15 protein-coding genes and 1 tRNA gene are annotated in these 21,855 nt (G+C 34.8%); 10 read left to right on the top strand and 6 right to left on the bottom strand.

Translation table 11 applies throughout. The annotated features are described in order from the left end of the window. Window positions 1-43 precede the first annotated feature (43 nt). Window positions 44-319, top strand: coding sequence for an ATP-dependent Clp protease adaptor ClpS (locus SIB89_RS05175; protein WP_412561435.1), 276 nt, complete (start codon window positions 44-46; stop codon window positions 317-319). Window positions 320-365: 46 nt separating this feature from the next. Here the strand turns inward: SIB89_RS05175 and SIB89_RS05170 are convergent, their stop codons facing one another. The 5 genes from SIB89_RS05170 to SIB89_RS05150 form a co-directional block, all read right to left on the bottom strand. Then, complete coding sequence (locus SIB89_RS05170; RefSeq protein ID WP_412561434.1) at window positions 366-1,772, bottom strand: MBL fold metallo-hydrolase; 1,407 nt, start codon at window positions 1,770-1,772, stop codon at window positions 366-368. 72 nt (window positions 1,773-1,844) lie between these two features. Next, complete coding sequence (locus SIB89_RS05165; RefSeq protein ID WP_412561433.1) at window positions 1,845-2,648, bottom strand: sulfite exporter TauE/SafE family protein; 804 nt, start codon at window positions 2,646-2,648, stop codon at window positions 1,845-1,847. Beyond that, window positions 2,649-3,032: a DUF6691 family protein gene (locus tag SIB89_RS05160; RefSeq protein WP_412561885.1), complete on the bottom strand. Its 384-nt coding sequence runs from the start codon at window positions 3,030-3,032 to the stop codon at window positions 2,649-2,651. It lies immediately after the preceding gene. 35 nt (window positions 3,033-3,067) lie between these two features. Then, window positions 3,068-3,625 (bottom strand): YeeE/YedE family protein, encoded by a 558-nt coding sequence (locus SIB89_RS05155; protein WP_412561432.1) that lies wholly within the window; start codon window positions 3,623-3,625, stop codon window positions 3,068-3,070. Window positions 3,626-3,682: 57 nt separating this feature from the next. Next, window positions 3,683-4,318, bottom strand: a complete 636-nt coding sequence (locus SIB89_RS05150) for a Crp/Fnr family transcriptional regulator (RefSeq protein WP_412561431.1) — start codon at window positions 4,316-4,318, stop codon at window positions 3,683-3,685. An 85-nt stretch (window positions 4,319-4,403) separates the two neighbouring features. Between SIB89_RS05150 and SIB89_RS05145 the strand changes: the two genes are divergently transcribed. Both SIB89_RS05145 and SIB89_RS05140 read left to right on the top strand, forming a co-directional pair. Beyond that, window positions 4,404-4,477 (top strand) — tRNA-Arg (locus SIB89_RS05145). A 225-nt stretch (window positions 4,478-4,702) separates the two neighbouring features. Further along, window positions 4,703-5,941 carry a site-specific integrase gene (locus SIB89_RS05140; protein ID WP_412561430.1) on the top strand — a complete coding sequence of 413 codons (1,239 nt, stop codon included), beginning with the start codon at window positions 4,703-4,705 and terminating at the stop codon, window positions 5,939-5,941. Between the two features lie 48 nt (window positions 5,942-5,989). Here the strand turns inward: SIB89_RS05140 and SIB89_RS05135 are convergent, their stop codons facing one another. Then, window positions 5,990-8,638, bottom strand: a complete 2,649-nt coding sequence (locus SIB89_RS05135) for a substrate-binding domain-containing protein (RefSeq protein WP_412561429.1) — start codon at window positions 8,636-8,638, stop codon at window positions 5,990-5,992. 192 nt (window positions 8,639-8,830) lie between these two features. Between SIB89_RS05135 and SIB89_RS05130 the strand changes: the two genes are divergently transcribed. The 7 genes from SIB89_RS05130 to SIB89_RS05100 are packed head-to-tail and all read left to right on the top strand — an operon-like array spanning window position 8,831 to window position 21,768. Next, on the top strand, window positions 8,831-10,387 hold the full coding sequence (locus tag SIB89_RS05130; RefSeq protein WP_412561428.1) for a glycoside hydrolase family 32 protein: 1,557 nt from the start codon (window positions 8,831-8,833) through the stop codon (window positions 10,385-10,387). Window position 10,388: 1 nt separating this feature from the next. After that, window positions 10,389-12,584 carry a GH32 C-terminal domain-containing protein gene (locus SIB89_RS05125; RefSeq protein WP_412561427.1) on the top strand — a complete coding sequence of 732 codons (2,196 nt, stop codon included), beginning with the start codon at window positions 10,389-10,391 and terminating at the stop codon, window positions 12,582-12,584. Between the two features lie 4 nt (window positions 12,585-12,588). Beyond that, window positions 12,589-13,956: a sugar porter family MFS transporter gene (locus tag SIB89_RS05120; protein WP_412561426.1), complete on the top strand. Its 1,368-nt coding sequence runs from the start codon at window positions 12,589-12,591 to the stop codon at window positions 13,954-13,956. A 25-nt stretch (window positions 13,957-13,981) separates the two neighbouring features. Continuing rightward, on the top strand, window positions 13,982-17,029 hold the full coding sequence (locus SIB89_RS05115) for a SusC/RagA family TonB-linked outer membrane protein (protein WP_412561425.1): 3,048 nt from the start codon (window positions 13,982-13,984) through the stop codon (window positions 17,027-17,029). A gap of 11 nt (window positions 17,030-17,040) precedes the next feature. Beyond that, window positions 17,041-18,747: a RagB/SusD family nutrient uptake outer membrane protein gene (locus SIB89_RS05110; protein ID WP_412561424.1), complete on the top strand. Its 1,707-nt coding sequence runs from the start codon at window positions 17,041-17,043 to the stop codon at window positions 18,745-18,747. A 32-nt stretch (window positions 18,748-18,779) separates the two neighbouring features. Then, window positions 18,780-20,606 carry a DUF5018 domain-containing protein gene (locus tag SIB89_RS05105; RefSeq protein WP_412561423.1) on the top strand — a complete coding sequence of 609 codons (1,827 nt, stop codon included), beginning with the start codon at window positions 18,780-18,782 and terminating at the stop codon, window positions 20,604-20,606. A gap of 10 nt (window positions 20,607-20,616) precedes the next feature. Beyond that, the gene (locus SIB89_RS05100) at window positions 20,617-21,768 is read left to right on the top strand and encodes a DUF4960 domain-containing protein (protein ID WP_412561422.1); all 1,152 of its coding nucleotides are present in this window, start codon (window positions 20,617-20,619) and stop codon (window positions 21,766-21,768) included. Window positions 21,769-21,855 lie beyond the last annotated feature (87 nt).

The raw sequence follows: 21,855 nt of genomic DNA, 5'->3' as shown, positions 1-21,855 counted from the left end.
TTAAATTGAATTTTTTTTAAATTAGCTTAAATACCTAATCCCAATGGGCATAAAAGAAAAACAATCCGAAGAACTACTTCTCGAAGAAGGCGTATTAAAACAAAATGAAATCGTTTTATTCAATGATGATGTCAATACCTTTGATCATGTCATTGATACCCTAATTTATGCTTGCGACCATGTGCCAGAACAAGCAGAGCAATGTGCCATTATTGTACATTATAAAGGAAAGTGTACGGTAAAAACAGGCTCTTATGATGATTTAAAACCACGTTGTTCTAAACTTCTTCAAGCTGGATTAAGTGCTGAAATTGTATAAAAAAAGGTTGCAAATGCAACCTTTTTATTTTTGTGTTGTTATCAAATTACAAAGTAGAAGGGCAAACAAAATCTGTTGTTGGTAAATCCGTTTTCTTGATGGCGCCAAAACCACCAGCGATATCAACAAGTTTATCAAATCCTCTTGCTTTTAAAATCGATGCTGCAATTACAGAACGATATCCGCCAGCACAGTGAATATAATACGTTTTGTCCTTAGAGACTTCATTCATTTTTTCATTGATAAAATCTAGAGAAAGATGTTGTGCATTTTCTAAATGCATGGATTGGTATTCCCCATCTTTTCGTACATCTAGGATGTTGATGTCATTTTCTTTTGCTCTATCTGCAAATTCGTCGGCTGTTATAGACTCTAGAGTTTCAATGTCTTTTCCGGCAGCTTTCCATGCTTCAATACCACCTTCTAGATAACCTAAAGTATTGTCATAACCCACACGAGATAATCGTGTTACGGCTTCTGCTGATTTGCCCTCTGGTACAACCAACACTATTGGTTGTTTTATGTCTGTAATCAGTGCACCAACCCAAGGAGCAAAAGAACCGTTGAGGCCAATAAAAATTGAATTTGGGATATGGCCTTTTACAAATTCGCCCTGTGGTCTTACGTCTAAAACCAAAGCAGATTCATGATTTGCCATAGCTTCAAATTCTTCTGGGTTTAAAGGAATATCACCTGTTTTTAAAACAGTGTCAAAAGCATCATAGCCTACCTTGTTCATCATGGCATTTTTTGCAAAATACTGAGGTGGAGGTGCAATACCATCAAGCACTTCTTTTATGAATTCTTCCTTGCTCATGTCCTCTCTTAAAGCGTAGTTGGTTTTCTTTTGCTCTCCTAAAACACCAACTGTTTCTTTGCTTAGGTTTTTACCACACGCAGAACCAGCTCCATGCGCTGGGTAAACAATGACGTCATCAGCCAAAGGCATAATTTTATGTCGCAGCGAATCATAAAGCATTCCTGCCAAATCTTCTTTTGTAACATCAGATTTTATGGCTAAATCTGGTCTCCCTACATCTCCTAAAAACAAAGTATCACCAGAAAATATAGCGTGGTCTTTACCGTTTTCGTCTTTCAATAAATAGGTGGTTGACTCTAAAGTGTGTCCGGGCGTGTGTAATACTTTTATGGTAAGTTTCCCTATTTTTAATTCTTCACCATCTTTAGCCGAGTGAATATCGTACTCAGTAGAGGCTCCTGGTCCAAAAACTATGGTTGCACCAGTCTTATTAGCTAAATCGACGTGGCCAGACACAAAATCAGCGTGGAAATGGGTTTCTAGTATGTATTTTATTTTTGCATTATTCGCTTTTGCTTTGTCTATATATTGTTGCGTTTCTCGTAATGGATCAATTATAGCAACTTCACCATCAGATTCAATATAGTATGCACCTTGTGCAAGACACCCTGTATATAATTGTTCTATTTTCATATCTGTTATTTTTTTGAATAGTACAAAGTTACAAAACTTCACACCTCTGTTTGTCACATTTATTACACAGCTTTAAAATAACTCTTTGTATATAATATAGATAGCCATTATAAGTGTGAAATAACCAAATCCTTTTTTGAGTTTTTTACCACTAATAAATTTTGAAAGGTAAACTCCTAAAACTATTCCTATAATAGATATCGCGGTAAAGAGTAGAAGGAAATTCCAATCGATGTCTATGTTTGGAATATCGCCAAGGAATCCAATTAAGGATTTTACAGCAATAATTAAAAGTGAAGTGCCCACTGCTTTTTTCATGGGCAACTTAGCTAAAAGTACTAATGCAGGAATTATTAAAAAACCACCACCAGCACCAACCAAGCCTGTAAGTATACCTACTACAAGTCCTTCTGCGGCAATGAGTGGATAATTAAATGATTGTATATCGTTATCAGTATTGGTTAATTCTTTACGCTTGTTTCTTATCATGGAGTAGCTTGCAAGTAACATTATCACTGCAAACAAAACCATAATAAATATAGAATTGGTAACAACAAAATCTCCGATACTAAGTACTTCCTCTGGAATCATTTGTACTAAATAGCGTCTGGTAAGATATACAGCTATAAAAGCTGGTACGGCAAAAATGACCGCCGTTTTTACATCCACCAATCCCTTTTTAAAATTTTGAAATGCCCCAATTATAGACGTTACTCCTACCACAAAAAGGGAATAAGCTGTAGCTACAATAGGGTTCAGCCCAATAAGGTATACTAAAATAGGTACAGTCAAAATAGATCCTCCACCACCAATTAAGCCCAATACAAGCCCAACCACCAATGCACCAAAATATCCTAATATTTCAATAAGTTCCATTTAGTGCGGTAGTTTGTCTTTTAGTAAGCCGTAAACATAGGTACCTAATATTGCAGCGGCTATGACGATTAATATTGAAAATACACCTGTGCCAATTAGGATATACATTGGTCCTGGGCATGCACCAGCTAAAGCCCATCCTAACCCAAAAATGGTGCCTCCTATAATATATCTTGAAAACCCTTTCTGTTTTAAGGGGACTTTTAAAGTTGAACCTTCTATTGTTTTTATCCTTTTATATTTTGAAACCAATAGTAATATAACACCAGTTGCAACCGCAGTGCCAATGATGCCGTACATATGAAATGACTGAAACTTAAACATTTCAAAAATGCGGTACCATGAAACGGCTTCAGACTTTACCAATACAATTCCGAATAGAATGCCGACTAAAAAAAAACTTTATATACTTTCCCATTTTAAAATAATATTGGATAGATCAAATGAATCATAATTAAACCTCCTATGAAAAAGCCAACCACAGCAATAAGCGAGGGTAACTGTAAACTGCTAAGACCTGTAATGGCATGGCCAGAGGTGCAGCCACCAGCATAACGCGTGCCAAACCCAACTAGAAAACCGCCAATGACAAGAATCAAAAAGCCTTTAATGGTAAAGACCGCATCCCAACTGAATAATTCTGGCGGTAGCAGACTTTTTCCTGCATTTTCAAAACCAAGTGTTTTCAAATCTTGAATTGTATTTTGGCTCAAATCAATGTTGGTGGGGTTAGACAATAAAAAATGCGCAATAAAACCACCAAGAATAGCTCCAAGGACCACGACTAAATTCCAACGTTGGCTTTTCCAATCAAACTTAAAAAACTCAACTTTTTTACCAGCTCCACCAATGGCACAGAGCGTTCTGAGGTTAGATGACATGCCGAATGTTCTTCCGAAGTAGAGGAGAAGAAACATTACAATGGCTATTAATGGCCCAGATACGTACCAAGGCCAAGGTTGTAATATATATTCCATAGTATTATTTTGAAGCAAAAATAGAGTTCTGTAGCTTAGTCAATGTTACAAAAGTTACTAAAAGTCTAAAACCGTAATCCTGTTTCTGCCGAGTTCAATTTTATTTTCGTTTTCCAATTGTTTCAAAAGCCTAGAAATTACTACTCTAGAAGTATGCAAATCTTCAGCAATTTCTTGATGTGTTACTTTTAAAGTTTTGGAAGCCGTCAACTTAACTTGATCTTTGAGGTATTTATGAACGCGTTTATCCATTTTCATGAAAGCTAAAGTATCAATGGTCTCAAGCATTTCATCAAATCGAATCTGATAGCTCATCAAAATAAAGTTACGCCAGCTTTCATTGGTGTTAAACCACAATTTCATATTATCAATAGGTATCATTAATACCGAGACATCTTCATCTGCAACGGCTCTAATCTTACTTTTGGCTTTAGCCATGCAGCAAGTCAATGACATAGCGCATGTGTCACCGCTTTCGAGAACGTAGAGTAGCAATTCGTTTCCATCTCTATCTTCGCGTAGTACCTTTATGTTGCCATCTATTAAAAGTGGTATATAGTTGAGGTCTTGGCCAATATCTATAATGATATCATGTTTCTTAAAAGTTTTGAGCACTGCAACACTTGTAATTTGCTCGAGAATATGTGCATCGAATAAGTAATGAAAGGGTTGGAGTAATTCTTTGGTAACCATGATTCAAAAATAAGGATTACAATTTTGAAATAAATAGTTTGGTTGTTTTTTAATAAATGTCTTATATTTGCACCCACTTAAAAACGGCCTCGTGGCGCAACTGAATAGCGCATCTGATTACGGCTCAGAAGGTTACAGGTTTGAATCCTGTCGAGGTCACTAAAAAACTCGTAATGAGTATAAAAAGCTTGTAAAATCTATGATTTTGCAAGCTTTTGTAGTTTTTAGGTAATCATAGAAAATCAATCAATTTGATATAATATGACACCTATTCGGTTAACACATTTATACTGCGGTCAACATTGTTGACCGCGACCGAAAGCATAAAGCATAGTTGATTTGACTTTCGTCTAAAGCAAGTTTAATCTTTAAAGACGTCCAACTATGAAGACATCAAAAACATTCTCTATCCTATTCTGGATAAATGCTTCACGTGCAAAAAACAATGAAGCTGAAATCTATGCCAGAGTAACCGTTGACCGAAAGCGTGTCAATATTAGCTTAAAATGTAAGGTTAATGTTAACCTTTGGGATGTGAAAAAAAAGCGTGTAAAAGGTCATACTACCTCAGCAAAGCAGATTAATAACTATTTAGATCAAACCTATACTAAGCTTTTTCAAGTATATCAGGATTTAAAATATAAAGGGGAGCTCATTACTGCTCAATTGATTAAAGCCAATTATAATGGAGAAGATGAAAACACCAAATCACTACAAGATCTCATTAAGTACCATAGTAAGAAAATAGAAAACACACTCGCATCTGGTTCAATAAGAAATTTTGGAATTACCGAGAACTATATAAATCGATTCTTAAAACAAAAAAGAAAGACAACCGATATATATTTAAAACAGCTAGATTATAAATTCCTATGCGATTTTGAAAGTTTCCTAGGCAATTATTGGCCAGCTGGCCATCCGAGAGGAATGAGTAATAATACCATAATGAAACACATTCAGCGATTAAGAAAAATTGTTACTCTTGGGTATCATTTGGAATGGGTAGATAAAGATCCGTTCGTAAGATGGAAACCAGTTTATGAGAAAAAAGAAAGAGAATTTCTATCTGAAAACGAACTATCAAATATGGAGTTGCAAGAGTTTCAACAAAAGCGATTAGAGCGCGTTAGAGATTTATTCGTTTTTAGTTGTTACACTGGAATCAGTTATATAGATATTATGAATTTAACTGAGGACAATATTCTATTGGGAATTGATGGGGTTAATTGGATATTTACTCACAGACAGAAAACCAAAAGCAAGGTTAAAATCCCTTTGTTAGGTAAGGCGCAAGAGATAATCAATAAATACAAAGATCATCCTATGACGATAGTTTCTGGAACCCTATTTCCTAAAATAACAAATGAGAAGCTGAATGCTTATTTAAAAGATGTTGCTTTTGTATGTGGTATTAAAAAGAACCTTACATTCCATATGGCGCGTCATACTTTCGCAACTACAATTACTTTGAGTAATGGAGTTCCAATTGAGACAGTCTCAAAACTATTAGGGCATAGTAAAATAGCAACTACCCAAATTTATGCAAGAGTGCTAGAGAAAAAAATTAGTGATGACATGCATATTTTGAGAAAAAGATTGACTAAAAAAGCTAAAAGTTCTTAACGGAGGCAAATGAACTATTTATTGGCAGTAAATTAAAAAATAGTATTATCAATTTGTATACTTCTCTCTATATTCTGTAGGTGTAACACCAAACTCTTTTTTAAATATTTTAGAGAAGTATTTAACATCAGAAAACCCAACCTTATAAGCTACCTCAGCAACAGAGAAGTCTGCTTTAATTATTATTTGCGAAGCATAATCTAATCGTAACTTTCTAATGTAATCGTTAGGCGATAATTTTGTCAAACCTTTTAGCTTTCTATAAAATTTCGATCGAGACATACCTATCTCTTTAAGTAAATCTTCAATTTTAAAATTATAATCCGAAATGTGAGTGTATAAGTAATCAGATATGTCAGTTAAAAACTTTTGATCTTCTTCTGATTTTGAAGTAACGGAAACAGCAAATTTTGAACTTGTTTTCGTTTTGGCAGACTTTTTAATTAAATTCTCAACTCTTGCCAATAATGTATCAGATGAAAATGGCTTGCTTAAAAAGGAATCTGCGCCTGTTTGATATCCTTGTGTGCGAATGTCATCCCCCTGAACGGCACTTAGTAAGAGCACTGGAATGTTAATGGTAGCAGGGTTTTCGAATAATTTCTGACATAACTGAATGCCATCCATTCCTGGCATTAAAATATCACTTATCACCATATCAGGATGATGGTAATTAATCAGTTTATAGGCATCAGTCCCATTGTTAGCGTAAATAACGTTATAATCCGCTTCTAATATTTGTACCACCCTTGCCAAAATATGTGGGTTGTCTTCGGCAATGAAAACTGTAGATTTGTCTTCATCTATTTCAGTAAATGTAGTTTTTTGAGGGATTTCATTTTTATTCTTCTTTGGTAATGAAATCGTAAACTTTGAGCCTTTATTAAGCTCACTCTCTACTGTTATTTTGCCATTCATTAAATTAATTAAACTTTTACAAAAATGAAGACCAATACCGAAAGAATCCTTGTCTTCACCTGACAAACTTGAGCGTTTATGACGATCAAATATTTTGCTTTGCTCATTTTTTGGTATTCCAATTCCAGTGTCAGAAATAGTTATAAAGATTGATTCATTTTCTTCGAATAATTTAATAGTAACGTTTCCTTTAACAGTGTATTTTATTGCATTCGAGATTAGGTTTGAAAGTACTTTTTGAATAGCATCAGCATCATAATCCGTAAAAATAGATGACGTTTCAACTTTAAACTTAAGTTTTTTGGCTTCAACCGATAGTTTAAAATTTTCGGCCACTTCATTGACAGTCTCACTTATATTACCATATTTTAACTCAACAGGATAAGCATCGCTATCTAAATTCTTATATGTTAATAGTCTATTTAAATTAGAATTAATCATAGATAAGTAGCGAGATAGTCTTGATTTTGTACTGCTATCTGCAATAACTTTATCAATATCCAAAGACATTAAAGCCAATAAGTTTTTAAACTCGTGAGAAATATTAGAGAAAAATTGAGTTTTCATCTCGCTCATTTCTTCCATTTGTTTTAACGCACTTACCAATTGATCTCTATTCTGACTTATTTCAGTATTTTGATGGTTGATGACCTCTTGCTTTGTCCGTAATAGTTTGTTTGCTCTATTCTTTTGATAAATAAAATAGACGCTCAACCAAGCACTAATGAAAAGCAGACCAGATAAAATCGAAATCCATAATATGACTTCATTTTTTTCTTCAATATCTATACTTAACGTGTCATAGTTTCCAATAAGGGATTTTAGTTTTTCTTGTTGATCTCTCACCCTTAAAGCTTCATTGTATAAAGTATTTGCATTACGATTATCAACCCTAAAAGTATTTTCATAATTATACTTATTGACTGATTTTCCTAACGCTAAATCAAAAGCCAATCGTAATGCTTTTGCACCTGATGGAGGATAGGAAATAGTTCCGTTAATTTTGTTGTTGATTACCATTTCCAAACCACCGCCTTTAGTTGATAAACCATCTACACCAATAATTATTGGCTTTTTAGTGCTACTATAAAAAACATCACTTGCAGAGCTAGCCATTTCATCATTATGCGCAAAAATTAAGTCGTAAAAACCGTAATTGGTTCTGCTTATACTATCTAATAATTTTCGAGCTGTACCTTTTTTCCAATCCGATTTTACAACTTGAGTGGTTAGATTGTTTTCTTTTAAGGCATCTTCAAAACCTCTTTGTCTTTCTTGTGCTGGTGAAGAACCTTCGAGTCCAGTAATTGATAATATATTAGGTGACTCAATGTTTCTATCGTATAATAAATCTGCGCTCATTTCGCCAGCTAACCTGCCAACAGATAAGTTGTTTCCGCCAACAAAAGCGTCAAACTTATCACTTGATATTCTTCTATCAATTACAACGACTGGAATACCCTTAGCTTTTACACTTTCTACTATTGATGTTAATGGTTCAGATTCATTTGGAGATATCATCAACACATCTATACCTTCACTTACTAATTCCTCTACTTGTGTTATTTGAAGTGAATTATCTGCTTTAGCATCTTTATACAAAATATTGACATCATGAGATACAATTAAATCTGCTTCGGTAAATATTTCATTATTCATTTCTTTTCGCCACTCATCATCAGAAACACATTGTGAAAAACCAATCTTTATTTCAGGTTTTTTGTTTTTAGAACTACAGCCTAAAATGAGAAAAAACAATATGAATAATCTTAATTGCATTGATTTGGTAATTAATTAAGGTAAAAATTAGATTTTTATTAATAATAAGCAATCAAAACTGCCTATTTTACAATAAATGAACAAAATACCCACTAAGGTAGAACAAAATACCAACCTTATTATGCCAACCTAATTTATAGATTTGTTAACATAAAATTAATATACCATATAAATAGGTTAAAAATGTTCACATTGAATCCATCGTTAAAAAAACAAATTACAAGTTATGTTCTGGTCTTGATTTGTGGTTTATTACTATTTGGTTGTAAAGATGTAAATCAAACTTCAGAAAAAATAGTATTAGAGGAGTCAATTAAAATAGAAAAGTACAGACCGCAATTCCACTTTACACCAAAAGAAAAATGGATGAACGACCCAAATGGGCTAGTATACAATAATGGGACTTATCATTTGTTCTATCAATATTATCCAGATAGCACAGTTTGGGGCCCAATGCATTGGGGCCATGCTAAAAGCAAAGACTTACTAACATGGAAACACAGACCAATAGCATTATACCCTGATAGTTTAGGATACATTTTTTCTGGTAGTGCTGTCATAGATAATGAGAATACCGCTGGTTTTGGTAAAGATGCTATGGTAGCTATTTACACCTACCATGACCCAGTAAAGGAAAAGGCTGGTCAAATTGATTATCAAACCCAAGGTATAGCTTATAGTTTAGACGATGGCGAGACTTGGACAAAGTATAAGGGCAATCCCGTAATTTCTAATCCTGGCATTAGAGATTTTAGAGACCCTAAAGTATCATGGTACGAGGAGAAAGAAGCTTGGCAGATGGTATTAGTTGCTAAGGACGAAGTGCAATTTTACGAATCTAAAGATTTAAAGGCTTGGGAAAAGATAAGCACATTTAGATTTGATGATAAGCCACCATTAGGAGTTTGGGAATGTCCAGATTTATTTCAACTTAAAGTAGAAGGAACAGAAGAAGAAAAATGGGTTTTAATAGTAAGCCATGGTGGCAATAGCTTGCCGAATGGTGGTTCTGGTACACGTTATTTTGTTGGTGATTACGATGGTACAACATTTACAACAGACCAAAAAGAAAGCCAATGGATTGATTATGGAACGGATAACTATGCAGGAGTAACATATAATAATGAACCAAATGGCAAGCGCATTTTTATAGGTTGGATGAGTAACTGGAACTACGCTACAACAACACCTACCGAAAAATGGCGAAGCGCCATGACTCTACCGCGAGAACTTCAACTCATTAAAATAGACAATAAATACTTGGTAAAAAGCAAGCTCGTTGATGGTTTTGAAGCTATTACAGAAGACATCTCTAAAGAAGATTTAGAAGGCAATTTCCCAACCCAGTTCCAGTACACAGATTTACAGCAAAGCATTATTGCTTTTAACGCTAAAATAAATAACAAGCTACAAATTCAATTCTCTAATTCAGAAGGAGATACCTATAGTCTTGGGTACGAAAAAGCCATTGGCAAATTCTATACAAACAGAACAAATTCGGGCAACGTAAACTTCAATGAAAATTTTGCAAAAAGTTCTTATCAAACAATGCCCATTGGAATTTATAATAACATGAAAGTTACAATTATTCTTGATGCGTCATCTATCGAAATTTTTATTAATGATGGTGAGTATGTAATGACCAATCAAATATTTCCAAATAGCAATTTCACAAAGTTTGAAGTTTTAAAAGAGAATGATTCTAAAATTGATAACCTGAATATTAGAAAAGTAGCAACAATATTATAGGATGAAAAAAATAATTATGTTTTTCAAAATATTGACTTTGGTTTTTTTACAACTTTCCTGCAGTGATGATGATGTTCGAGTTGTTAATCCACCAGATGAAGATACTTCCTTGACAAAAGTATTGGAATTTAAATTAGACGAATCTTCTGGAAATACCACTAGTGAAACATTCACAGGTACAAACTTTGAAATAGTTGGGAATGGTATTAATAGAATGACTGGTGTTTCTAACAATGCCTTGTTTTTTGATGGGTTGTCAAATGAAATAGATGGTAGCTTACCTTCAAATCTATTGCCAAATGAACGTTTTGTTTTATCATTATGGGCGTCACCAAAATCCTATCCTATAGGTACAGGTTCCATGTTGGCATTAACCTCTCAAGGTTCTAGCACAGGTCTTATGGTTGGGTTAAATGAGCAAGGACAAATCGTAGTACAATATTTTATAAATGGAGCTTTTGCACAACAAGTCACTAATCAAAGTCTGGAACGAGATCAGTGGAATCATGTTGTTGTAGGTTTAAATCCCGCAAACCAAAGCATTGTGATTTATGTAAATCAACAACAAATTAGAAACGCAAATATTCCCTCTGGTTCAATATCATTTCCTGCTTCCAATACACCATTTAGCATAGGAAAAAATACAATGGGAGAGATGATGGGTATTTATGACATTGATTATTTCTCTGGTGCTCTAGACGAGATTAAAATATACTCTGGAGAAGCAACGCAAGAAAATGTAGATGCTTTAAATGCAGAATATAATCCACCAAGCACAGTAAATTATCAATGGGATATTGATTATTCTGATGATACTAATAGACCAACATATCACCCCATTCCAGATTTTGGTTGGGCAAATGAAGCTAACGGATTAGTGGAGTTAGATGGAACATATCATATGTTCTACCAGAAAAACGAAGTGTTTTTAGGTATTGCTCAACAAAATTGGGGACACTTTACAAGTACGGATTTAGTAAATTGGGATGAACAAAATGCAGTCCTATGGCCAACAGAAAGTTGGGACAGCTTTGGCTGTTGGGCTGGAGATTCGCAAATACTTCAAGACGGAACCCCTGCTGTTATTTACACTGGTGTAGATGGAATCGATGCCGTTATTGCTACTGCTACTTCAAGCGACGGTTATCAAACCTTAGACAAAAATCCTAACCCTATAATTAATGGTGCGCCAAGTGATACCAATTTAGATTTTAGAGATCCTTATGTCTGGGAAAGTGGTGGTCAATACCATATGATTATTGGTGCTGGTGTTTCAGGGACAGGAGGTAATGTACTGTATTATAGTAGTACAGATTTTGAAAATTGGACTTACGGTGGTGTGGCTTATCAGGGTCAAGCCGGACAAGGACAAGGTCAGTTTTGGGAAGTTCCTATTTTATTTGAATTTCCAAATGGTAAGGAAATGTTATTGGTACAGAAAACACCGGACGCGACACCTGCAAGAACATTCTACTGGATAGGTCAGTTTGAAAATGGAACATTCACACCAGACTTTACTGAGCCTAAAAATTTAGAAGTTGTTAATGGCTTCTTATCACCTACAGTAACTACAGATACTTCTGGCTTAATAACGGCAATTGGTATTATTCCAGATGAAGTTCAAGCCGAATTTCAGATGCAGCAAGGCTGGGCAAATTTATTTAGTGTTCCTCAAGTATGGTCTTTAGATGCTAATGATGATATTTTGATAACACCTCATCCTAACTTAAATGATTTAAGAGGCACCACTACATCCTTTACAGGTATAGCTGTTACTGATGGTGGGTCTAACTATTTGAATGATTATAACAATCGTCATTTTGAAATGGAAGCTACTATAAATACAGGTACTGCAGACCAAGTTGGTTTCATTCTTGGAAAAACACCAGGTAATGAAGAGTATTATAGGGTTTATTACGATATGTCTGCTCAAGAATGGGTTGTAGATGCTTCAAACTCATCATTAAGTACCCAAGTTAGAAATGATATTAGAACAGGAAGCTATGCTATAACACCTGGTAGCACTATAGATGTAAGAGTCTTTGTTGACGGATCAGTTTTAGAAGTCTTTGTTGATAACAAATCCCATTTCACAGGGCGTTTTTTCCCAACATTTGCTAATGCAACTGGAGTTGATGTATTCGCCAATGGAGGAAATGCAACAATAGACGCCACTATTTACGAAATAAATAATTAAGAAAATGAATAAAACAAAACTATATTATTGGAGCATAACAGTAGCACTCGCTGGATTTCTTTTTGGATTTGATACAGTAGTAATTTCTGGTGCAGATAAAGCATTAGCCGAAATGTGGTCTGGCAATACATTATTCGGTGATTCAGACGCTTTTCATGGTATAGTTGTTATGTCATCTGCACTCTGGGGCACAGTTCTAGGAGCTATTTTTGGAGCTTATCCAACAAATAAATGGGGACGAAAAAATACCTTAATCTTAATAGGAGTTTTATATAGTGTATCTGCCATTGGCTCTGCTATGGTAAGCGATCCTTATTTATTTGCCTTTTTCAGGTTTATAGGAGGTATTGGTGTTGGTGCATCAACTATTGCTGCACCTGCTTATGTTTCAGAAATTGCACCTGCTAAAAATCGAGGGCAATTAGTTGCATTATATCAATTCAATATTGTTTTTGGAATTTTAGTAGCCTTTGCTTCCAATTATTTAATAAATCAAAATGTAACAGAAAATGCTTGGAGATGGATGATAGGAGTAGAAGCTATTCCTGCCATAATATACACACTTATGGTATTTGGTATTCCAAAAAGTCCGCGTTGGCAAATTTTTAAGGGAAAAGTTGAAGAAGCTAAAAAAACTTTAACATTATTAAACCCTAATGAGAATGCCCAAGCTCAAGTAGATCACATTTTAAGTGTTGAAAATACTTCTGTTAAGAAAGAATCTGTCTTCTCTAAAAAATATAAAACACCTATGCTATTAGTATTAGTGTTAGCAGTATTTAATCAATTCTCAGGTATTAATGCTTTTCTCTATTACTCACCTAGAATATTTGAATTAGCTGGCCTAGAAGAGAGTTCTGCTTTGATGAGCAGTATTGGTGTTGGCATTGTTAATCTATTGTTTACCCTTTTAGGAATGGCGCTTATTGATAGACTTGGTAGAAAGCAATTAATGTATCTAGGGTCTTTAGGATATATAATTTCTCTAGGTTTAGTTGCTTACGCCTTTGCTACCGACTGGTTGGGTATGCATGTTCCAGTATTTTTCTTTTTGTTTATAGCCTCTCATGCCATTGGGCAAGGTGCAGTAATATGGGTATTTATTTCAGAAATATTTCCTAATCATTTAAGAGCACAAGGACAATCTGTTGGTAGTTCTACACATTGGGTATTAGCAGCTATTATTCCTGCATTAGTACCTCTATTGTTCTCTAAAATTGGACCAGCTACCGTATTTGGCATTTTTGCTTTTATGATGGTGCTACAATTAATATGGGTGCACTTTGTAATGCCAGAAACCAAAGGAGTGCCATTGGAAGAATTAAGTAAACAATTAGCAAATGAAAAAGATAAAAATCTCGAAATCGTATAAATAATAATTAACTAAATAATCAAATATGAAAAACTTTTGTTTTACAATAATGTTCTTCTGCTTTATATCAGGAAGCTATTCTCAACAAAAGACCATTAGTGGGACAATAACCACAGAAGATGGGTCACCCTTGCCTGGAGCAAGTGTCATTGTTAAGAATACGGCTAAAGGAGCACAAACCGATTTTGACGGCAAGTACAGCTTGGAAGTCAACGTTGGTGATGTTTTAGAAGCATCTTATATTGGGTTTAGGACATCCAAAATTACTGTCGATGAGAAAGATACTTATGATTTCATTCTTATAGAAGATGCCGCCCAATTAGACGAAGTAGTTATAACAGGATATTCTAAGGAGAAGAAATCTGATATAGCTGGAGCAATTACTGTCGTTAAAGTTAGTGAGTTTGCTCAAGAATCTAGTCCTAATGTGATAACAACCTTACAAGGTCGTGTTCCAGGTATTCAGGTTAATTCCGGTGGAACACCTGGTGGTAATGATTCACAGATTGTTATTAGAGGACTAACTAGTGTAAATGCAGGTTCAAATCCGCTATGGGTTATTGATGGCGTACAAACATTTAACCCATCATCTTTAAATCCAGACGAAATTGAAAGCATGCAAGTGCTAAAAGATGGAGCTTCTGCGGCACTGTATGGTACATCGGCTGCCAATGGTGTCATAGTTGTAACCACAAAAAAAGGAAAAAACGGTATCTCAGAGTTTAACTTTAAGAGTGAGCTTATTTTATCATCTATGCGTGATAATGTTAGCTTATTAAATGCTCAACAATGGACAGACGTATATTACCAGGCAAGACTTAACGATGGTGTTTCAGGAGACTTTGGTCCACTGGTAGATAATGGAGCTGGATTTACAATCCCAGAATTTTTAGATCCAGCACAATTGATGAGATCTTCAGACACAAACTGGGTAGATGTTATTACAGAGAATGCCGTACCCTATAATACAGATTTAAACTATCGTTACGGTAATGAAAAACTTCAGGTTTTTGCTGGTGTTAACTACGCAAAAGATAATGGTGTGCAAAAGCATACATTTTACGAACGTTTTAATGCACGTTTAAACGCTTCATATAAATTATGGGATAATAGAATTACCATAGGTGAGAACTTTTTATATTCCAATTTCAATGAAGTAAAGGCAAATGAATTTGAAAATGCAATACTTCAAAATCCTTTATTACCAGTATTTACGGAAACAGGTACATATTCCGCGCCTGTTATACAAGATAAACCAAACTCATTGGCTAATCTATGGTCCAATAGAAAAAATGAACAGCGTAACAGCAGGTTTTTGGGTAATGTTTACGCTGACGTAAAAATCATAGAGGGCTTAACCTTTAACACAAAACTTAATTTTGATTACTTAGAATATAAGTTTGATACACGCACGCAACCATTCGTACAGTTAGATGCTATACCTAGTGTATTTCAAAATATAGATGTAGACGATGTGAATAATGAATCGTTAACTACAGTTTTTACTAATCTGTTGTCTTATGATAAGGAAATTGAAAAACACAGATTTAATGTTTTATTAGGTATTGAGTTTACAAGAAAAGATGATGATTTTCTTACCAACAGAACTAGAGGGGTTGATATTACAAATTACCCAGAATATGATGTGAGACCAGATGCCGAGTTTCAAACTATTGAAAATAAAATAGATTATAGAAAACAATCACAATTCGGTTCTGTAAAGTACATTTACGATGATAGGTACATCTTATCAGGAAGTATAAGACGTGATGGGTCATCTCGTTTTGGACCTAATAATAAATTTGCAATTTTCCCAGCTGCTTCTTTTGCTTGGAATGTTAGTAATGAGTCTTTTTTAGAAAATATAAACTCAGTATCTAACCTTAAGCTTAGAGCATCTTGGGGTATTAATGGTAATGACCTTATAGGTGATTATTTGTATCTAAGTTCATTCATCAACAATTCTGTTGGGAACGCTATAGAATTTACAGACTATGATATAGATGGTGACGGTCAAGGCGCATTAGAAGGTATCTTACAGCAAAGACAAGCAAATCCAGATATTCAATGGGAAGAAACAGAACAAGTAAATTTTGGATTTGATATCGGGTTTTTAAACAATAGACTATCCCTAACAGGGGATGTATTTGATAAAAGAACCAAAAACTTACTATTGCAACCTATAGCATTAGCTATTAATGGAGAATCTACAGCACCATTAATTAATGCAGGTGAAGTTTCTAACAAAGGGTTTGAGTTTGTTTTAAGCTACAGAAGTAAAACACGAGAAGATTTTAATTTTGGTGTAGATTTTAACTTCTCTCAATACGAGAATAATGTTGAATCTTTAGATACCGACAATAATTTTCTTTTAAATAATTCTATTTCAATAACTAGAGCTGGTGATCCAATAGCGTCATTCTTTGGCTTAGTGGCAGATGGCATATTTAGAACACCAGAAGAAGTTGCGGTTCATGCAGATCAACCAGGAAAAGATTTAGGTAGAATTCGTTACAGAGATTTAAATAGTGATGGAGTTATAGATGCAGATGATAGGACCATTATCGGAAATCCGCATCCAGATTTTATTTATGGTATTAACTTAACTGCTTCTTATAAAGGATTTGATTTCAATGCCTATTTTGATGGTAAACATGGTCATGATTTATACAATACACAACGAAGTTTAGGGGATTTTGCATATTTCAGTTTCAATTTCACCGAAAATACTTTGGACGCTTGGTCACCTAGTAATGCTAACTCTAATGTGCCAGCATTGAGTACAATAAATTCAAATAACGAATTACAACCATCTAGTTATTTCGTTGAGGATGGTTCTTATTTTAGACTAAAAACTGTAACACTTGGTTATACATTTCCAAACGAGATGACTAAAAAATTCAAACTCAATAATTTGAGACTTTATGTGGTTGGTCAAAATCTATTTGACATCACTTCTTTTACTGGATTAGATTATGAGGTTTCTGGTTTAAATGCTAATGGAATAGGTATAGCAGGTTATGGAATACCACATACAAGATCAGTAACATTTGGTTTATCAGCAAATTTTTAAAATTAATTACTATGAAAAAAACTTTCAAATATTCATTTTTATCATTGATAGCATTATTGTTATGTAATTACAGTTGTGTTACCGAAAGTGATTTAGATGTTTCAGAATTTAATGTTATCTCAGAAGATAATTTAGACCCAGAAGCCTTGGTAATTGCAGCATACAGTGCGTTAGATTATCGGTTCAACACAGGAGATTTTAGAGATTTATGGCCTTTTGACCATGCACCATCCAATTGGGCAACATCAGATATAAGATCTGGCGATGCTTACAAAGGAGGCGGTGGTACAGGTGATAATCCTGGTGGAGGTATGCACCAGTTAGAAACACATGATGTGTTTCCGTCAAGTGAAAATGCCTATAACCTATGGCGTTCCATTCATTTTGGGTTAAAGCGTGTAGATGCTGCCATTAGATTGGTTAAGAGCTTAGATAGTGGCTCATTCTCAAATAGAGATGTACGATTAGGTGAATTATATACACTACGTGCTCATTTCTATTTTGAAGCCATGAAAAACTTTGGATCCATTGTATGGTATGATGAAGATACGCCGCTAGCAGATTTAGCTACAATATCAAATACATTCGACACTGAATTTATATGGGATAAAATAGAAACAGATTTAAGAACAGCCATTGATTTATTGCCAGATACACAAACTGACCTAGGGCGAGTAAATGGTATAGTGGCTAAGTCATTTTTAGCAAAAGCACATTTATTTCAAGAAGAGTGGAGTGATGTAATTACCTATACCAATGATGTTATATCAAGCCAATATGGATTGGTAGATGACATAGAACGCCTCTACTCAGAACCTGGTTATGGCAATATGGAAAACATTTTTGCTATACAGTTTTCTATTAATGATGGTTCTCAATTTGGGAATCTCAATTTTGGAGACTTATTAAACTCACCTGATAGTCCTGGTGATGATGTTAATCATCCTTATTTAAACGGAGATGATTTTCATAAACCCTCTCAGAACTTGGCAAACGCTTATAAAGTAGATGCTAATGGTTTACCATTGTTTACGTCTTTTAATAGTGCGAATCTAACGGATTCAGATTTAGTAGATCCAAGGTTAGATCACGTAATTGGACGTCCCGGAATTACTTGGAAAGATTGGACACCACAGCCCCAACAAGAAAACTGGAGTAGAGATATAGGAACTTATGGGTTGTTTGTAAGAAAGAAAAACATGATTTATCCAACTTCAGACGGATTGGCTTCTAATCCCAATGGGTTTCCTTGGGCACAGGGCAATTTAGACTTCCCAATTATAAAATATAGCGACGCTTTATTATGGAGGGCAGAAGCTCTTATAGAACTTGGTCAAGTTGGTGAAGGAGTTGGTTTAATAAATCAAATAAGAACAAGAGCAAAAAACTCATCTTATGTTCAAGATTTTAATACACCAAGCCAAGATGCTGCAAACTATTTAATAAATCCATATCCATTAACCCTATCTCAAGACCTAGCAAGAGAGGCTTTACGTTTTGAAAGACGTCTTGAGTTAGCTAACGAAGGGCATCGTTTCTTCGACTTAGTACGTTGGGGAATCGCCATGCAATATACCAGCGAGTATATATCCGCAGAGCAAAATCTAAGAAGCTACTTAGGAGGAGCATCTCTTCAGGAGCACGAACAATATCTGCCAATACCACAAATAGAAATTGATGCTAGTGGTGGCGTGTATACCCAAAGACAAGGCTATTAATAAACTAAAAAATAAATTAAAAATTATAAAAAATGAAACAGTATAAAAAATTATTATTTTTTGTGATGCTAATATCTGCGAGTATATTATCATTCACAATTGTATCGTGTAATAGCGATGACGACAACTTTACTGATGTAGTGCCAGACATTGCAGAGGCTATTATCAGGTCTTTTGAAACGAGTGATCAATTTGCTACTATAAATCATACTTCCGCAACTATTACAGCTACATTACCTTCTGGAACAAATCTTAACAGTCTTACAGTTAATATGACATTACCTGAAGGTACAACCGTAGACCCAGCTTCAGGAAGTACATTAGATTTTTCAAGCGGACCAATAATTTTCACAACAAATGCTGCAAATGGTGCAAGTAGACAATATACAGCAACATTAGCCGCTTTTGGTGATCCTAAAATTTTAAGCTTTTCTGTTGGTGATAATGCTGGAGTCATAGATGACGCTGCAGGAACTATAACTGTAGATATTGGTAGCCAAGATGGAGATATTACAAGTTTAGCACCTAATTTTGTCATAGCAGACGGTACTACAGTTGATGTAGCATCGGGTGTGTCAAGAAATTTTAGTAATCCTGTTGTTTATACTGTACAGTCCAATGATGGCTTTACAGCTAAAGAATATACTGTTACGGTTAATCAAGTACCTGCGCCACAGATTACTTCATTTGTTATAGACGGTACTACCGGTGTTGTAAACGATACAGACGAAACTATTTACGTATTAATGCCACCTGGAACAGACGTTACAAACCTTTCACCAGTGGTGGAAGTACCAACAGGGCAAACAGTAAATCCAGCCTCTGGAACTGCTCAAGATTTTACAAATACTGTAGATTATACAGTAACGAATACAGAAAACCTAAACAAAACTTATACAGTTACAGTAGAGGTACAAACAGTAATACCAACGTTCTATGCATTTTTAGGTGAGCAAGCCGATATTGCGTCTTTAATAGATGATGACGCTAAAGCAGCAGCGTTATGGATGCAAAGTACTTATGGTGCAGATTTTAAATATATTCAATTTAGTAATATAACAGGCGCAGAAATGGCAGATGTTAAAGTAGCAATGGCTTATTATTTAACACCACTTGAAAATGTAGGGTACTCAGCAACATCTACAGATGTTTCTACACTCTTACCAGCAGAACTTCAAACTGGTGCACCTCAAGCAGAGGCGTTAAAAACTTGGGTAAAACTTGGTGGAGATATGTTGATTGCAGGTGAGGCCACACCATTGATCTTTTCTTTAGGACGAGTTCCAGCAGATTTTTCTGCACCAAGAGCACCAGGTAATTATGTGTATTCAGAATTTGGATGCGCAGGGACTGGAGGATGTGTTGATATGAACAAACCACCAGATGATAGATGGGGACTTGGAATGAGACCTGAAAACAACTCAGAGGATAGAAGAAACCATCCAATTTTTAATGGTTTAACCTTTTTTAACGATGAATTTTTGGCCTTACAAAATTCTGCAACAAGAGAAGTAAGACTCATATGGTGGCAACATTTCGACAACATTTTAAGCCCAAGTTGTTGTGGACAGGATGCAGCGTTGCTTTTTGAACAAAATTTCTCAGCAACTAAATTTGGTACATTAAGTTTTATTGGTGACGCCTTTGGATATGGCGCAGTTATGTGGAACAGAACAGACCAAGCTAATGACCCTAATTTTGATTCTCAAATTCCAACAGATTTTCAAGGTACTATTATGAGTATAGAAAATACAATTGTTGGTTACGAATGGGATTCAAATGGAACAGTAAATGACTTTCAATCTAACATTGAAACATTTACAGGAAATATTTTAGATTACCTATATAATTTAAATTAAAACAATTAAAATGAAACAGATAAATATAGCATTATTGATGGCGATTATTTTATGTTTTTCTAGTTGTGAGGAAAGAGATAATTTTGATGACAGCCTTGATTCTAGTTTAAATATAATAACAGAGCTTAAAGGTAATGAAACGCAAGCAACAATAGATGATCTTCAGGGTATCATAAATTTAGTATTACCACCAAATTCTGATGCATCTAATGTCATGTTAGAAATAGAAGCGCCGCAAGGAATTGATATAAGCCCTGCTTCTGGGTCAGTTTTGGATCTTACACAAAGTGTTGAGGTCATTGCAAGTTCAGCAAATGGAAATAGAGTATATCAGTTATTTACTAAAGTATTGCCTAACGAGATTGCTTTTTTAGGCGAAGCAGCAACATTTAATGACTTAATTGCAACAGCTGATGATGATGTTGTAGCAGCAGCTGAATGGTTACAAATGACGTATCCAGATGATTTTGTATATCTAAATGCCGCTGCTGTGACTATTGATGATCTAGAATCAGTTAATGTGGTTATGTTCTTTTACGATCAAGTCGGAACATCTGATCTTCCTACGCTATTTACAGAAGGTACGGCAAAATCTACTTTTATTGAATATTTAGTTGGTGGAGGTAAACTACTGCTTGGAGGTATGGCGACAAGTTATGCCGAGACAATTGGACGTGATCAAAGTGGGCTGCTTCTTATTAAAGGTAGTGGTGCTGGTTTTGATAGTCCTGATACTTGGACAGTAGATGGTGGAGTTAACTTTGTAACCTCACAACTTAACCATCCTATATATACGTTTAATGAAGGTCAAATTTCATTTGATGGAAATGGTTTCATGCCAATTATCAATGCAGGTTTTAGAGAAGACCATAACAATCTATGGGATATCGCTCCATTATTAAACCCAGGTCATGAATTAGGGCAATTCAATGAGTTTGAGAGATTATATGGAGGTAAAGTCCTTGGTGTTTGGGGTGGTGTTGGTGATGAATGTTGCCCAGGAATTATTGAATTTATGCCGCAATCACCTTATAATGGTACAATCATAGCTATTGGTATTGGTGGAATGGAATGGAATATGAATGATGGCAGAGACAATCCTTTTTTAGAAAATGTAAAAGCAGTATATAAAAACTCGATAGATTATTTGTCTACATTATAGATGAGATTAGGTTAAATAAAATGATTAAAATTTGAGATTAGTTTAATTTTTAAATGAAACCCGTCATTAAAACATTAATTGTTCTTA

The sequence above is a fragment of the Winogradskyella sp. MIT101101 genome (assembly GCF_047126865.1).
GTDB lineage: Bacteria > Bacteroidota > Bacteroidia > Flavobacteriales > Flavobacteriaceae > Winogradskyella > Winogradskyella ouciana.
This window is presented reverse-complemented; position numbering and strand designations above follow the sequence as displayed.